The 13,842-nt window shown below is 72.4% G+C and carries 14 protein-coding genes and 1 pseudogene; 7 read left to right on the top strand and 8 right to left on the bottom strand.

Annotated features, from left to right (window positions below; all coding sequences use genetic code 11):
* From AB0I15_RS59795 to AB0I15_RS59780, 4 genes are read left to right on the top strand one after another with little or no spacing between them, the layout of a single operon-like run.
* The gene (locus tag AB0I15_RS59795) at positions 1–876 is read left to right on the top strand and encodes a polysaccharide deacetylase (protein WP_358118163.1); all 876 of its coding nucleotides are present in this window, start codon (positions 1–3) and stop codon (positions 874–876) included.
* Positions 877–919: 43 nt separating this feature from the next.
* Positions 920–2,257, top strand: a complete 1,338-nt coding sequence (locus tag AB0I15_RS59790; RefSeq protein WP_358118161.1) for an MFS transporter — start codon at positions 920–922, stop codon at positions 2,255–2,257.
* 17 nt (positions 2,258–2,274) lie between these two features.
* The gene (locus AB0I15_RS59785; RefSeq protein WP_358118159.1) at positions 2,275–3,042 is read left to right on the top strand and encodes an SDR family NAD(P)-dependent oxidoreductase; all 768 of its coding nucleotides are present in this window, start codon (positions 2,275–2,277) and stop codon (positions 3,040–3,042) included.
* A 29-nt stretch (positions 3,043–3,071) separates the two neighbouring features.
* The gene (locus AB0I15_RS59780; protein ID WP_358118157.1) at positions 3,072–3,794 is read left to right on the top strand and encodes an SDR family NAD(P)-dependent oxidoreductase; all 723 of its coding nucleotides are present in this window, start codon (positions 3,072–3,074) and stop codon (positions 3,792–3,794) included.
* Positions 3,795–4,311: 517 nt separating this feature from the next.
* On the opposite strand, the gene AB0I15_RS59775 is transcribed toward AB0I15_RS59780, so the two are convergent.
* The gene (locus AB0I15_RS59775; protein ID WP_358118155.1) at positions 4,312–4,794 is read right to left on the bottom strand and encodes a hypothetical protein; all 483 of its coding nucleotides are present in this window, start codon (positions 4,792–4,794) and stop codon (positions 4,312–4,314) included.
* Between AB0I15_RS59775 and AB0I15_RS59770 the strand changes: the two genes are divergently transcribed.
* A complete protein-coding gene (locus AB0I15_RS59770) occupies positions 4,759–5,037 on the top strand; it encodes a hypothetical protein (RefSeq protein WP_358118154.1) in 279 nt (92 codons plus the stop codon). The genes AB0I15_RS59775 and AB0I15_RS59770 overlap by 36 nt on opposite strands.
* A gap of 234 nt (positions 5,038–5,271) precedes the next feature.
* Here AB0I15_RS59770 and AB0I15_RS59765 read toward each other — a convergent pair whose 3' ends face one another.
* The 4 genes from AB0I15_RS59765 to AB0I15_RS59750 all read right to left on the bottom strand — a co-directional run bounded on the left by AB0I15_RS59765 (position 5,272) and on the right by AB0I15_RS59750 (position 10,523).
* Positions 5,272–6,588: a hypothetical protein gene (locus AB0I15_RS59765; RefSeq protein WP_358118152.1), complete on the bottom strand. Its 1,317-nt coding sequence runs from the start codon at positions 6,586–6,588 to the stop codon at positions 5,272–5,274.
* A gap of 195 nt (positions 6,589–6,783) precedes the next feature.
* Positions 6,784–7,746, bottom strand: coding sequence for an ankyrin repeat domain-containing protein (locus AB0I15_RS59760; RefSeq protein WP_358118151.1), 963 nt, complete (start codon positions 7,744–7,746; stop codon positions 6,784–6,786).
* A 113-nt stretch (positions 7,747–7,859) separates the two neighbouring features.
* Entirely contained in the window at positions 7,860–9,488 is a 1,629-nt protein-coding gene (locus AB0I15_RS59755; protein WP_358118149.1) for an FAD-binding protein, read from the bottom strand.
* 174 nt (positions 9,489–9,662) lie between these two features.
* Positions 9,663–10,523 (bottom strand): NAD(P)-binding domain-containing protein, encoded by an 861-nt coding sequence (locus tag AB0I15_RS59750; protein WP_358118147.1) that lies wholly within the window; start codon positions 10,521–10,523, stop codon positions 9,663–9,665.
* Positions 10,524–10,616: 93 nt separating this feature from the next.
* Between AB0I15_RS59750 and AB0I15_RS59745 the strand changes: the two genes are divergently transcribed.
* Positions 10,617–11,198 (top strand): TetR/AcrR family transcriptional regulator, encoded by a 582-nt coding sequence (locus AB0I15_RS59745; RefSeq protein ID WP_358118145.1) that lies wholly within the window; start codon positions 10,617–10,619, stop codon positions 11,196–11,198.
* A gap of 44 nt (positions 11,199–11,242) precedes the next feature.
* Here AB0I15_RS59745 and AB0I15_RS59740 read toward each other — a convergent pair whose 3' ends face one another.
* Positions 11,243–11,530 (bottom strand): hypothetical protein, encoded by a 288-nt coding sequence (locus AB0I15_RS59740; protein WP_358118143.1) that lies wholly within the window; start codon positions 11,528–11,530, stop codon positions 11,243–11,245.
* On the bottom strand, positions 11,476–12,300 hold the full coding sequence (locus AB0I15_RS59735; RefSeq protein WP_358118141.1) for a hypothetical protein: 825 nt from the start codon (positions 12,298–12,300) through the stop codon (positions 11,476–11,478). Before AB0I15_RS59735 ends, AB0I15_RS59740 begins: the two co-directional genes overlap by 55 nt.
* Positions 12,301–12,474: 174 nt before the next feature.
* On the opposite strand from AB0I15_RS59735, the gene AB0I15_RS59730 reads away from it, so the two are divergent.
* Positions 12,475–12,972 carry a MarR family transcriptional regulator gene (locus AB0I15_RS59730; protein WP_358118139.1) on the top strand — a complete coding sequence of 166 codons (498 nt, stop codon included), beginning with the start codon at positions 12,475–12,477 and terminating at the stop codon, positions 12,970–12,972.
* A gap of 78 nt (positions 12,973–13,050) precedes the next feature.
* Here AB0I15_RS59730 and AB0I15_RS59725 read toward each other — a convergent pair.
* Positions 13,051–13,842 (bottom strand): annotated as a pseudogene (locus AB0I15_RS59725) (hypothetical protein); the annotation flags it as partial.

The following is a 13,842-nucleotide window of genomic DNA, read 5'->3' as shown; positions in this document are numbered from 1 at the left end:
ATGCCCAAGGAGATTCTCGTGGCGTACGGCGTGGACGTCGACGCCGTCGCGGGGTGGCTGGGCTCGTACGGCGGCGAGGACTCGCCGTGTGACATCTCGCGCGGCCTGTTCGCCGGCGAGGTCGGCACCCCGCGCCTGCTGCGCCTGTTCGAGAAGTACGACCTGCGCACCACCTGGTTCATCCCTGGCCACTCCATCGAAACCTTCCCCGACCAGACCCGCATGGTGGTCGACGGCGGCCACGAGGTCGGCGTGCACGGCTACTCGCACGAGAACCCCATCGCGATGAGCCGCGAGCAGGAGAGCGCCGTCCTCGACCACAGCATCGACCTGGTCGAGAGGTACGCGGGCCGCAGGCCCACCGGCTACGTCGCCCCCTGGTGGGAGTTCTCGCCCGTCACCAACGAACTGCTGCTGGAGCGGGGCATCAAGTACGACCACTCGCTCATGCACCGGGACTTCACCCCCTACTACGTCCGCGTCGGCGACTCCTGGACGAAGATCGACTACTCGCTCCCGGCGGCGGAGTGGATGAAGCCGCTGGTGCGCGGCGAGGAGACCGATCTGATCGAGATCCCCGCCAACTGGTACCTCGACGACCTCCCCCCGATGATGTTCGTCAAGGCCAGCCCGAACAGCCACGGCTTCGTCAGCCCCCGCCACCTCGAGGAGATGTGGCGCGACCAGTTCGACTGGGTCTACCGCGAGTCGGACTACGCGGTGTTCACCATGACCATTCACCCCGACGTCTCGGGCCGCCCGCAGAGCCTGCTCATGCACGAGCGCCTCATCGAGTACATCAGCGGCCACGAGGGCGTGCGCTGGGCGACCTTCGACGAGATCGCCGACGACTTCAAGGCCCGCTCTCCGCGCTGACGCGCCCTACTCCCCCCACCCGCTCTTTCGAAAGGGCAGCTTCATGACAACGACCTCGCCGAACGTCCCGGGAAGCGGTGCCGGCACCGGGCGCCTGCCGCGCTTCGGGGTGCGGGAAACGCGCAAGGCGACCGTGATCGCGCTGTTCGCGTGGATCTTCGCGGTCTACGACTACATCATGTTCGGGACGCTGCTCCCGGAGATCTCCGGCCACTTCGGCTGGGGCGCGGCCGAGGCCTCGCTGTACTCCACGCTCATCTCGGTGGGGACCGCGATCGTCGTGCTCGGGGTGGGGCCGCTGGTCGACCGGCTGGGGCGGCGCAAGGGCATGATCATCACGGTGTCGGGCACGGCGCTGGCCTCGGCGGTGTCGGCCGCCACCATGAACGCCGCGTACCTGATCGGCGTCCGCTCCATCGGCGGGCTCGGGCTCGCCGAGCAGTCGGTCAACGCGACGTACCTGAACGAGGTCTACGCCGTCACCGACGACGAGAAGATCAAGAAGAGGCGAGGACTGATCTACAGCCTCGTCCAGGGCGGCTGGCCGCTGGGGACGCTGCTGGCCGCCGCGTTCATCGCCGTCTTCCTGCCGTTGGTCGGCTGGCGCGGCTGCTTCCTGCTGGCGACGTTCCCCGCCATCGTGATCGCGCTCCTGCGGCGCGGCCTGCGCGAGACGCCGCAGTTCGAGCTGCAGCAGCGGATGGAACGGCTGCGCAAGGAGGGGCGGCGCGAGGAGGCCGGCCGGCTCGCCCGCGAGTACGGCGTGTCCGAGAGCGAGGCGGCCCCCTTCGCGGAGATCTTCCGCGGGCCGGCGCTGCGCAACACGCTCGTCCTCGGGTTCGCCTGGTTCGTCAACTGGTTCGGCATCCAGGTGTTCAGCGTGCTAGGGACGACGGTGCTCACCGAGGGCAAGGGCGTCGGGTTCACCAACTCCCTGCTGATGTTCATCGTGATCAACGCGGTCGGCTACCTCGGATACGTCTTCCACGGCTGGGCCGGGGACCGCTGGGGGCGGCGCAACGTGATCGGGTTCGGCTGGATGGCCTCGGGCGTGATCTTCGCCGCCATGCTGCTGGCCGCCGAGGGGACCTTCGCGGTGGTGGCGCTGTACTCGCTGGGGATGTTCTTCCTGGTGGGGCCGTACTCGGCGATGCTGTTCTACATGGGCGAGTGCTACGACACCCGCTGCCGGGCCACGGGGACCTCGTTCATCAACGCCATCAGCCAGCCGGGCGCCATCGCGGCCGGGGCGATCATCACGGCGATGCTCGTCGCGGGCGCGGACTGGGGCCAGGGCGCGCTGATCGTGGGGGCGCTGGGAACGTTCCTGTCCGGGTTCGTGATGTTCGGGGCGCGCAAGATGCCCGCGCTGGCCGGCTGATCTGAGGGAGATTTCTCATGACATTTCATGGCAGGGTGGCCGTCATCACGGGGGCCGCCAGCGGCATCGGGCGCGCGCTCGCCGTCTCGTACGCCGCCCACGGCGTGCACACGGTCATCGGCGCCTACCCCGGTGACCCGCACGACCCCGCCGAGACCCTCGCGCAGGTCGAGCGGGCCGGCGGCACCGGCGTGGTCCATGAGGTGGACGTACGCGACGCCGCGCAGGTCGAGGCGTTCGCCCAGCGCGCGATCGACGAGTGGGGCCGCCTCGACATCGCCGTGGCCAACGCCGGGGTGCTGCGCCGGGCGGCGCTCGCCGACCTCACCGACGCGGCCTGGGACGACATGCTGCAGGTGGACCTCACCGGCGTGCTGCGCACCCTGCGCTCGGCCGCCGCACGCATGAGCGGCGCGGGCGCCATGGTGGCCGTGTCGTCCATCGCCGGCGGCGTGTACGGCTGGGGCGAGCACGCCCACTACGCCGCCGCCAAGGCGGGGGTCATCGGCCTGTGCCGCAGCCTGGCCGTCGAACTCGCCCCCCGGGCGATCCGGGTCAACTCCGTGATCCCCGGCCTCATCGTCACCCCGCAGTCGTCCGACCCGGTGAACTCCCTCGGCCCCGACGGCCTGGCCCGCGCCGGGAACGACATCCCCTGGGGCCGGGTGGGGGAGCCCGGCGAGGTGGCCTCCGTCATCCGGTTCCTGACCTCGGACGACGCGGAATACGTCACCGGCCAGTCCCTCGTCGTGGACGGCGGGCTCACCGTCCGCATGCCCGCCTGACCGCCTCTCCCGTCCTGCCTGGAGGAACCATGCCCGCCCTGGAGAACCGGACCGCCCTGATCACCGGCGGCACCGGCGGGATCGGCCGCGCGATCGCGGAGGCGTACCTGCGGGAGGGAGCGCGGGTCGTCGTCGCCGACCTCGACATTTCCGCCACCGTCCCCGGGGCCGCCGGCCACGTCGCCCTGGACGTGAGCGACCCGGCCTCCGTCCAGTCCGCCGTCGCCACCGCCACCGGCCTGCTCGGCCGGATCGACATCCTCGTCAACTCGGCCGGTATCCTCACCGAGGCGCCGCTGGCCGAGATGGACCCGGCGATGTGGTCCGAGACGATCGCGGTGGACCTCACAGGGGTCTTCCTGAGCTGCCGGTACGTCGTACCGGGGATGATCGAGCGGCGCTGGGGGCGGGTCGTCAACATCGCCTCCCAGCTCGGCATCAAGGGCGGCCGCTCGCTCTGCCACTACGCCGCCGCCAAGGCCGGGGTCATCGGGTTCACGAAGTCCCTGGCCTTGGAGGTCGCCGAGCACAACGTGCTGGTCAACGCGATCGCGCCCGGCCCGGTGGAGAGCCCGATGGTGGCCGGGATCACCGAGGACTGGAAGAGCGCCAAGCGGGCCGAGCTTCCCCTGGGGCGGTTCGGGCGTCCCGAGGAGGTCGCGCCCACGGCCGTCCTGCTCGCCGCCGACCCCGGCGGGAACCTGTACGTCGGCCAGACCCTGGGGCCCAACTCGGGGGACGTCATGCCATGAGCGACCTTGCCAGGGGAGGTGGCCGCTGATGTGCGGTGCTTGCGGCGAGCGGGGAAGCGCCGACTGGTCGCGCCCCTGGCTTTCCACCCCCGCCGCCCGCGCCGCGATCACCACCGCCCTCCGCACCACCCTCACCACCACCACCCCCCACCCACCCACCGCCCCCACCGCGACCCCCGCCTCTGCGACCCCCGCCTCTGCGACCCCCGCCTCTGCCTCCACCGCCGCGCCCGTCCCTGCGACCTCCTCCTCCGCCTCTACCACAGCGGCCTCCGCGACTGCGGCTTCTGCCAGCGCAGCCAGCGTCGCGCGTGCGAGCGCCGCCGTGTCCTCCGCCGCACCTGCGATCGCAGCCGGCGCCTTGTCCGTGAGTGCGGTCACCGCCGCCGGGCGGGTGCGGCCGGTTGGCGCGGTGCGGGTCTCGACCACCGCCGGAGGGTGGGTCGTCACCCGCCCGACCGGTGGCTCAACGGTCTGCGCCACGCTGGGCGAACTCGTCGCGGCGGTCCGCGCCGCGTCACCCGGCTCGCCCGGTCCCTTCGGCCAGCTCGGTGAGCCCGGCAGGCTCGGCTGCCCCGACGAGCCCGGCGAGCCCGGCGAGCCCGGCCAGTCCGGTTGGCTTGGCCCTTTCCACGAGCCTGGCCGGCGCGGTCGGCCTGGCCCGTTCGGCGAGCCCGGCCAGCCAGGTCGGCCTGGCCCTTTCGACGGGCCAGGTCGGCGCGGTTGGCCTGGCTCTTTCGGCGAGCCTGGCGGGCGCGGTCGGTTTGGCCCGTTCAGGGAGCCTGGTCTGCTCGGGTTCTTTGGGCTGTTCGGTGGCCTGGAGCGTCCCTCCGGGCGGCTGGCGGTTGCCGCGCAGGACGGTCGCACCGGGATCGTGGTGCGGGTCGGCGCTCCGGCACGCGCTCTCGGCGCCGCCCTGCCCGAGGGGATCGTGGTGGTCCCGGACGAGCGGGCGGCGCTGGGTGTGCTCGCCGAGCTGGCCGCCCCGCCGTGGCTCCACCGCGTCTACCTGGAGCGGATCGAGGGAGTCCACGCCCCCTGGGGAGCCCCGCCGGTGGTGCTCGGCCGGACCCTCACCTCGCCCGCCCAGGCCGCCGACGCCGTGGTCCGCCTGGAATGGGCGCGCCAGGAGGGCCTCCTGGACGGCGCCGCCGTGCTCCGCTGCCCCCTCGACGAGGAGACCTACCTGGAGGTGGAGGTCCGCGCCGGCCACGTCGTACGCGCACGCCGGTCCACGCCCTGAGGAGCCCCCGCGCGAACCCATGAGGAGAGCGCGGGTTCAGCCGCCGACGGTGAACCTGCACGTCGTCGAGGACAGACGCGATCCGGCCGTGTTCAGCATGGTGACGCTGAGCCGGTGAGCCCTCGCCTGGGAGGGGCGAGGGTCATCGTGGCGGATCCGTCCGCGATCACCTGCCCGATCACCTGATGGCCGAACGTGACCGCGTCCGAGACGCCGTTGGTCCCGAACACGAACTCATCCGGCCCCACCTCCCGTGGCGTCGGGCGGAGGCGCGGCGGTGGCGCGGAAGGCGTACGTCACGGCCGGGCCGCGGTTGCCCGCCCGGTCCACGGACCGGGCCGTCAGCCGCTGGGGGAACGTGTGGGTGGGCGTGAACGTCACCGTCGCCGTCCCGTCGGACCCCGCCCGCACGGGGTTGACGCCAGGACCGAAGTCGTAGTCGTAGGAGGCGACGTCGCTCACGCCGTTCGGGGCGAGGGTGAAGGTGCCGGGCAGTCCGACGCGACCGCCCGGCTGGTTCTCGGGGAAGTCGGTGGAGCTGATGACCGGGGGAGCGGCGGGCGGCACCTGGTCGATGTGGAGCTGCGGCGCCCAAGGGGACCACTGGCCCAGGTCCCAGAAGGTCTCGTAGCCGTCGGGGCCTGCGACGAGGTAGGAGTTCTCGGCGCGGACCCGCCAGGTGTAGGAGCCGCCGTCGGTCAGGTGCCCCTCCGGCAGGGTGACGCAGTGCCGATGGCCCGACGACAGCTCGGCGGACACGGCCTCACCGAGCGTGTCGCCGGCGGCGTCGGCCCACTCGAATCGGCCCCGCAGGATTTCACCGCTCCCGCCGTCGGGGTCGGTCAACGTGGCCCGGAGGGACGGGGTCGTCGTGCGGAGATACGGCCCCGCCTCAGGGCCGTAGCAGTCTCCGGACGTGACGTCCAGGCCGGTGGGGACGTCGGGCACCGTGTTGTACGCGACCGACATGCTCGGCCCGATGTTGCCCGTGAACGGCGTGGTCCGGAACAGGAACCGCCCGGCGGTCCGCTCGTCGGCGGATCTCAGGCCGAAGGTGATGGCCTGGTCGCCGCGGGCCACCGCGTCCTTGACCGCCTCGGAGATGAGCCATCCCTTCTGCCCGCAACCGGCCTCGGAGGTGAAGACCTTGCGCAGCCACCGGGGCTGCCTCTTCCACGTCGTCCTGGCGGAGACGGCGCCGGTCTCCCACATCTCGACGGCGGGCCCGCACGCCGCGCTCTCCCGGACGTACAGGACGAAGTTGGCCCTCAGGACGCGCTTGCCCGTGAAGGCGGAGAGGTCCAGCTCGAAGAACGACCGCGTGATCTCGCGCGGCGCGTCGGTACGGCCGACGGACGCGTCGTCATCCTCGTTCCCGACCGGGTCGTATTTCACCCAGTGGGACCGATGGGGGTGCTTGGACGAGATGGAGGCCCAGGCAGTGGGGTTGACGGCCAGAGCCGTATCGGCCGCGGCGGGCGCGCTGTCATTTACCACCAGGGTCACGGCCATGGCCATGACCACCGCCAGCAGGCGGGACAAACCGTTCACTCTTCACCCTTCTTCGGCCGGAAACGCACTGAGACGAGCCCCCGATGCGATGGCGAACCGCCGGCCCGCGGCTTCGGAGCCCCCGCTCGGCGCCGGTCGGCGATCATTTTGCTCAGCCGGACAGAGCGCCGCACCAGCGAAAAAAATGCGATGAACATCGGGGAATCGCCGCCGGGCCGAAGAAAAGCGTTCGGGTCACTGCCAGTAGTCCCCGTCGGGGAGGCGCAGGTGTGTGTCCGCCGTGGTGAACGCGCTCATGTGGGTCGGCCGCAGGCCCGCGCCGGCGTAGCAGTAGGCCTCGGGGTAGCCGGCGTACAGGTATTGGAGCAGGATCTCCGCGGCCGAGTCGGCGGCGGAGACGTCGCCCCCGCCCGGGTGGGTGTCCCACTCGACGACCTGGCCGTCGCGGTAGACGCAGCCCTGGTTGCCGCTCTTGGGGTTGGCGTACATGCCGTAGGCGACCGTGCCCGCCGACAGGGCCTTCATGACGACGGGGGTCGAGGCCATGTAGCCCCACTGCTGGCTGACGACGCAGCCGCCGGGCACGTCGGTGAAGCCGACGAACTGCAGGGCCGCGTCGTCCGCGGGGTCGTCGAGGACCTCCTCCAGCTCCTCCTCATCGGCGGGCTCGGCGGCCAGGCGCCGTGCCGCCTCGGCGGCGCTGATGCCGCCGACGCACGCCAGGCTGAAACCGTCGTCCTCGACGTCGTCCATCGCGCCGATCAGGCGTTCGGCGTCCACGACGGCGGCGGTCTCGGCCTCGGTCAGGACTGCGTGACCCGGCGGGAACGGGAAGAACAGGCCGGGGGTGGGGCCCGCCAGGCTGAGGCGGCCGGGCGACCAGCCGCCCATCATCGGCCGCCACGGGTCCGCCCCGGCCGCGACCAGGGCACGGGCGTTCTCAGGCCGGTTGTTGAAGACCGCCTCCCACAGTGCGGTGCGGCCCTCGCACTCCGCGTCGACGTCAGCGACCCGGCCGGCCAGCTCGGCGACCACCTCCGGCGAGCCGCGCTCGGCCGCGGCGTGGAGCGGGCGCAGATGGCAGTGGTCGCCGTCGTCCGGGTCGATGCCCGCGTCGAGCCCGGCGCGGACGAGGGCGAGGTCTTTCCAGGAGTGCCCTCCGAAGTCGAACCATCCGGGGGTGTCGTTGGCGGCCATGACGGCTCCTTCGTGATCAGTGAGCGGATACACGCGGGGCCATCATGACGGAGGGCTAGGACAATTCCGGGGGGTGCGGGAGCGGCGGCCAGGACGTCGCCGTCCCCGTACCGTCAGGAGCCCTGGGCGCGTACCGACAGGGCGTGACGGAAGACGTCGCGCGGGTCCCAGCGTGCCTTCACCCGCTGCAGCCGCGCGTAGTTGTCCCCGTAGTAGATGGTCGACCAGGGCACGCCGGAGGTGTTCCACCGAGGGTCGGCGTGGTCGGAGTCCGGATAGTTGATGTACGCGCCACCGCAGTTCCCGCCCGGCACCGGCACGCCGCCCGTGGCCGCGAACGTCCGCTGGTGCAGCCGGCGTACCCACTCCAGGTGCGCGGCCCCGTCCTGTTCCGGCGTCCAGGTCACCAGTTGGAGCATCTTGAGCACGGACTGGCGCTCCACGGTCGCGGTCGCCTCCGGCCGTGCCCGGTTGACCTGCCCGCCGTACGACAGGAGCCAGAGCAGCCCGGTCGAGGAGATCTCCCCGGCGGTGCCCAGGGCCTCGTACGCCACGTCCGCCTGCTCGTCCGTCAACGCCGCGCGCAGGTAGGCCGACTTGCCCTTGTACCGGCCCGACTCCGACTCCGCGCCCAGCGACAGCGTACGGACCGCCTGGAACCACGGGTCCCGCTGCAGTGGCGGCACGAACACCTCGGGCGTGACCCCCTCGCCCACGGCGGCGAAGTGCTCGCGCAGGACCCGCTCGGCGTCGGGCACGTCCGCGTCGATCTGCGCGGGCAGGATGATCCCGCCCGGATCGGCGCCGGACTGGCGGCCGGGCACCAGCAGGGAGCCCCACAGGGAGGCGTGCGGGCTGCCGGGGACGCTGTTGCGCTCGTGCCACTCGGCGAAGTTGCGCAGCAGCCGGCGGAACGACTCCTTGGTCATGCCGTTCCAGGACCAGATCCCCACGCCCGACAGGACGGTGGCCGGCGGCCGGGGCAGCAGCTTGCCGGGGTCGGTGCCGCGGGCGTTCGGATCGCGCATCCAGTAGCGCGTCACGATGCCGAAGTTCCCGCCCCCGCCGCCCGTGTGCGCCCACCACAGGTCGTGGTTCGGGTCGGCCGGGTTCCTGGTCGCCACCACCGCGCGGGCCCGGCCGCCACGATCGACCACCACGACCTCGACCGCGTCCAGGTAGTCCACGGTGAGCCCGTCGCGCCGCGACAGCGGCCCGTACCCGCCTCCGGCGATGTGCCCCCCGGCGGCCACGCCCCCGCATTGGCCGCCGGGGATGGTCACGCCCCAGCCGAAGTAGAGGGTGCGGTAGGCCTGCATGAGCGTGGCACCGGGCTCGATGGCGAACGCGCGGCGCTTGTCGTCGTAGTAGACCTCCGACATCTGACACAGGTCGATCACCACCTGCGCGCCGTCGCCGACGAAGTTCTCGTAGCAGTGGCCGCCGCTGCGGACGGTGATGCGACGGCCCGCGCGGACCGCCTCATTGACGGCGGCCACGACCTGCTCCGTGGAGCCCGGGACGTAGAAGTAGTCGGGCTCGGCGCGGAAGCGCTGGTTCGTCCGGCGCACCGCCAGGTCCTCGTAACGGGGGTCGCCGCGCCGTACGACGACCGGGCCGAACTCGGGGACGTCCGCCTGGACGGACGCGCCGGCCATGGCCGGCGTCAGCCCTGCCGCCACGGCCACCCCGCCGACCGCCGCCGCGCCGCTGAGGAGCCCGCGACGTGTGACCTCGCTCATGCTGATCCTCGATCCCCTCGTGATGAGTCCTGAAATGTGCACTCATGACGCTAAAGCTGGGGGCATGGCGGGAGAATGCATCCAGGCGTACAAGGGGGTGGAGGTAGCTACACCCCCCTCACAGACCGGCGGGGAGCCCGAAGGCGGGGGACGTCAGGGCCCGCGAGCCCGGGATCAGGGCCGCTTCAGCACGTCGATCAGGCTCGTGAGGCTGTCCTGGCCGTGGCCCGCGGCGACGCCCCGCCGGAAGACCTCCAGGACGGCGTCCGGCAGGGAGGCGTCCACGCCGGACGCCCGCGCGGTGCGCGCGACGTGTTCCAGGCTGGCGACGCCCATGGACAGCCGGTCGACGTCCCCCCGGTGGTCGCCGGCGGCGATGCGGGGGGCGTAGAACTCCAGGAAATAGCCCAGGTCCATGGTCTTCACGGCGTGGGGCAGAAACCGCTCCGCCGAGATCCCGTTGGCCTCCGCCACGGCCTGGCCGTGCAGGTAGCCGGCGAGCGCCGTCCAGAACATGTCGATCCCGATCTGGTAGTACAGCGCCGCCAGGCCGGGGTCCTCGCCGAGGTGGTCGATCCCGGTCAGCACCTCCAGCGCGCTGCGGTGCGTCTCCACGGCGTCCAGGGGACCGCTGTAGTACGTCATCGCCCCGGGCGTGCCGATGGCCGGGGGCGGCACCTGCACACCGCCGGTGATCTGCACCGCCCCCCGCGCGGCCAGCCACGCGGCCGTCTCACGGGCCCTGTCCGGGGTGTCGGAGGTCAGGTTGGCCACGACGCGACCGGCCAGGGCGCCCTCCGGGGCCTGCGCCAGGACGGCGTGCACGGCGTCGTAGTCGATCAGGCTCAGCACCACGAGCTCGTTCGCGGTCAGGGCCTCCTCGACCGTGCGCGCCCGCGCGGCCCCTCGCGCCTCCAGCTCCGCGGCCCTGCCGGGCGTACGGCTCCACACGGTCACCTCGTAGCCGGCCCGCAGGTACGCGCCGGCCATGGCCTGCCCCATGGGGCCCAGCCCGATCACGGTGACGGACTTCATCCTCGATCTCCTCATCTCTAGAACGAACGCTCTATTTAGAGGAGGACCGTAGCACACCACTAGAACGAACGCTCTATCCAATATGCTGAGGCCATGAGGACCCAGCACGAGATCGGCACCCGGGAGCGGATCGTCCGGGCGACCTCCCGCCTGATGCAGCGACAGGGCTACGAGGCGACGGGGCTCAAACAGATCTCCCAGGAGGCCCAGGCCACGCTCGGCTCGGTCTACCACTTCTTCCCCGGCGGGAAGCGGGAGCTGGCGGTCGAGGCGGTCCGCCACGGCGACAGGGAGTTCGCCGAGTTCCTGACCGCCGCGTTCGACCGCGTCGACGACCCGGCCGCGGCGATCGTCGCCTGCGCCCGCGACCTGGCCACGGGCCTGCGCGACTCCGGCTGGCTGGACGGTTGCCCCGTCACCACCACCGCGCTGGAGAGCGTGGGCCGCGCTCCGGAGATCCAGCGGGCGGCCGAGGAGGCGTACGAGAACTGGCGCACCGTGGTCCGCGACCGGCTCCGCCGCTCGGGCCTGGCCGAGGACGTCGCGCACGACCTCGCCCACACGGTGATCAACACGCTGGAGGGCGCGGAGCTGTCCGCCCAGGTGTCGCAGAGCGAGGCGCCCCTGGAGATCGCCGGCAGGCACCTCGCCCGGCTCATCGGCTCCTACCGCTGACCGGGCACTCGGCTCGCGAGCGCGCCGCTCACGCGAGCGGTCGTTCAGCAGGGGTGGGCGGGGCCGTCGCGGGTGACCAGGTCGGTGTCGGTGGCGGTGCCGTCGAGCCAGACGAGGGCGGCGCCCTCCCCGGCGGCGAAGAACGACTGCTCGCCCCGGTTGCACGAATAGCGCCGCAACGGGCCGCCCGTGACCGTGACCTGGAACGGCTTGGGCGCGGTGGCGTTGGTCGGCAGCGGTTCCGGCGGCGGCGTGCCCGTGCCGGGCGGCTCGGGGATCACGACCTCGGTGCCGGTGGCCAGGTCATGGACGACAGGCGTGGCGTGCGGCACGCCGCCCTCGTCCCGGACCCGCAGGTACGCGAGCCGCCTGCGGGGTCGGCCGACGCCCAGACCGCCTGCCTGCCGTCCGTGGCGGGCGAGTGGTCGGCTCGCCCGCCCTCCGACAGCGTCACCGTACGGCCCCCGTGCGGTCGTCCGGTGATGATCGCGGGCGGCGTGGCGCCGTCGGGCGTGGAGTCGGACACCACGTACCGGTCGCCGGCCATGTCCGGGACCGCGCCCGGGTCGGTGATGTCGCCGACCAGCACGTGGCGGTGGCGCCACGACCAGCCCGCCCGCGCCGTGGCCCGCTCGCGCGTGAGGCGGTCGCCCGGCGCCCGGACGCGGGCGATCGTCTCGGCCATCTCCTTGCTGACGGCGGGGGCGGTGCCGACGCTCAGCCCGGTCGGGAAGCGACCGCCCGCGCCGACGACCTCGCGACGGCCGCCGTTGTCCCGGAAGCGCACGAGGTATTGAGCGCCGAAGGCGGGCAGCCCCCGGTGGCGCTGGGCGAACCTGACCGTCTCGTCCCGCCCGTCCACGACCGTCCGCCGCGGGACGAGGTCCGCCGGGTCGAGGTGGTAACGCGGGTGGGCCAGGTGCGCCTTGGCCGCCGCGACGGGATCACCCGACTGCGCGGGCTCCGACAGGCCGCTGACCTGGGCGGGCGCCTGCGTACCCGCTCGCGGTTCCACCTCGGGCGGCGGGCCGGCGGCGGCGACGCCCGGCACGGACAGCGCCAGGAGCAGGACCGCGGTCAGGGTGAGCGGACGCCAGGACACGACACCTCCAGCCGCGTTCGGAGTTTCCGGCGCTCCGATCATCACCACCGCTCCGGCCGGTGACCATGTATTTTTCCTCACAAGCGAGCAGTTTTTTATTATTCATGAAATTTGTGAACTATGGATACTGTGTAAACTCGATCGGACCGAACGGCGGGCGCGGAGAGGGCGGAGATGGCGGAGACAGTCGAGACCGGGGGAGATCAGGAGAGCGCGGCCACGCGGTTCCTGGAGCGCTTCGCCATGATCATGTCGGATTCCGGCTATCCCCGGATGGCGGCCCGGGTGTTCGCCGCGATCCTGGTCTCCGAGGAGGGCAGGCGCACCGCCACCGAGCTGGTCGAGCAACTGCGGGTCGGGCCTCCGGCGATCTCCGGGGCGGTGAAATACCTGATGCGGGTCGGAATGATCACCCGCGAGCGGGATCCGGGCCGGCGCCGCGACCACTACCGCGTCGACCAGGCCGCCTGGTACAAGGCCGCCCTGTCGAGCGATGAGGTGTACCGCCGCTTCGAGGAGGGCGCGCACGACGGGCTGGCGGTGTTCGGCCCCGAGACGCCGGCCGGCGCGCGGCTGGAGGAGATCGAGCGCTTCTTCGCCTTCCTGCGCGACGAGGTGCCGCGGCTGATGCACAAGTGGCAGGAACTGAACGCGCCCTCGAAGGACGGCTGACCGCTCCCGGAGCCGGACGCGCCCGCCAACGACGGCTGACCACTCCAGGAGGCGGACGCGTCCGCCAGCGGCGGCTGATCAGATGACGAGGTCGCGCCGGCGCAGCCCGGCGACACCGAGCGCGGCCAGCGCGGCCGCGACGGCGGTCAGCCCCGCCAGGGGGACCGCCGCCGTCTGCCCCAGCACGACCCAGGGCACGTGCACGAACGGGATGACGTTCAGCAGCGTCTCGTCGACCTGCCCGAGCATGCCGAACACGTCGAGCAGGATGAACACCGTCCAGACGCCCCAGGCCGCGATCGCGAGGCGGGGCAGCAGGCCGGCCAGGGCCGCCGCGATCCCGGTCATCACCCACACGGCGGGCAGGTAGGCCAGCGCTCCTCCGAGGACCCGCGGGAGACCGCCCAGATCGCCGGTGCTCAGGGCGTACCCCACGCCGGTGGCCGCGCCGAGCGCGGCCAGGACGACCGCAGAGCCCGCGGCGGCGATGACCAGATGGCCGAGCGCCCAGCGGGCGCGGCTCACCGGGGTCACGAGCACCAGGTCGGCGCGCCCGGACGACTCCTCCGAGCGCAGCCGCAGCGCCGCCACCATGCCGTACGCCGCGACGATCCAGGCCAGCATGGACAGCAGGAAGTTGACGAAGAAGTCGACGGGCCTGGCGCCCTCGCCGCCCACCCGGGCGACCATGTCCACGATCTGTGGCGCGTCGATCTGGCCGGTCAGGCCACCGGAGACGGCGCCCCCGAGCGCGAGGCCGCCCGCGGCGAAGCCTCTTGAAGATCTCGTAGCGGCGGGTCCTGGTGGCGTGCTGGAGCTTGAAGACCGTCTCGGGGTTGAACAGGTGCGGCTCGCCCTCGCGCCGCCACT

Source organism: Nonomuraea sp. NPDC050643, assembly GCF_040654715.1.
Taxonomy (GTDB): Bacteria; Actinomycetota; Actinomycetes; order Streptosporangiales; family Streptosporangiaceae; genus Nonomuraea.
Note: the sequence above shows the minus strand (reverse complement) of the source record. Positions and strands in the feature narration are given on the sequence as shown.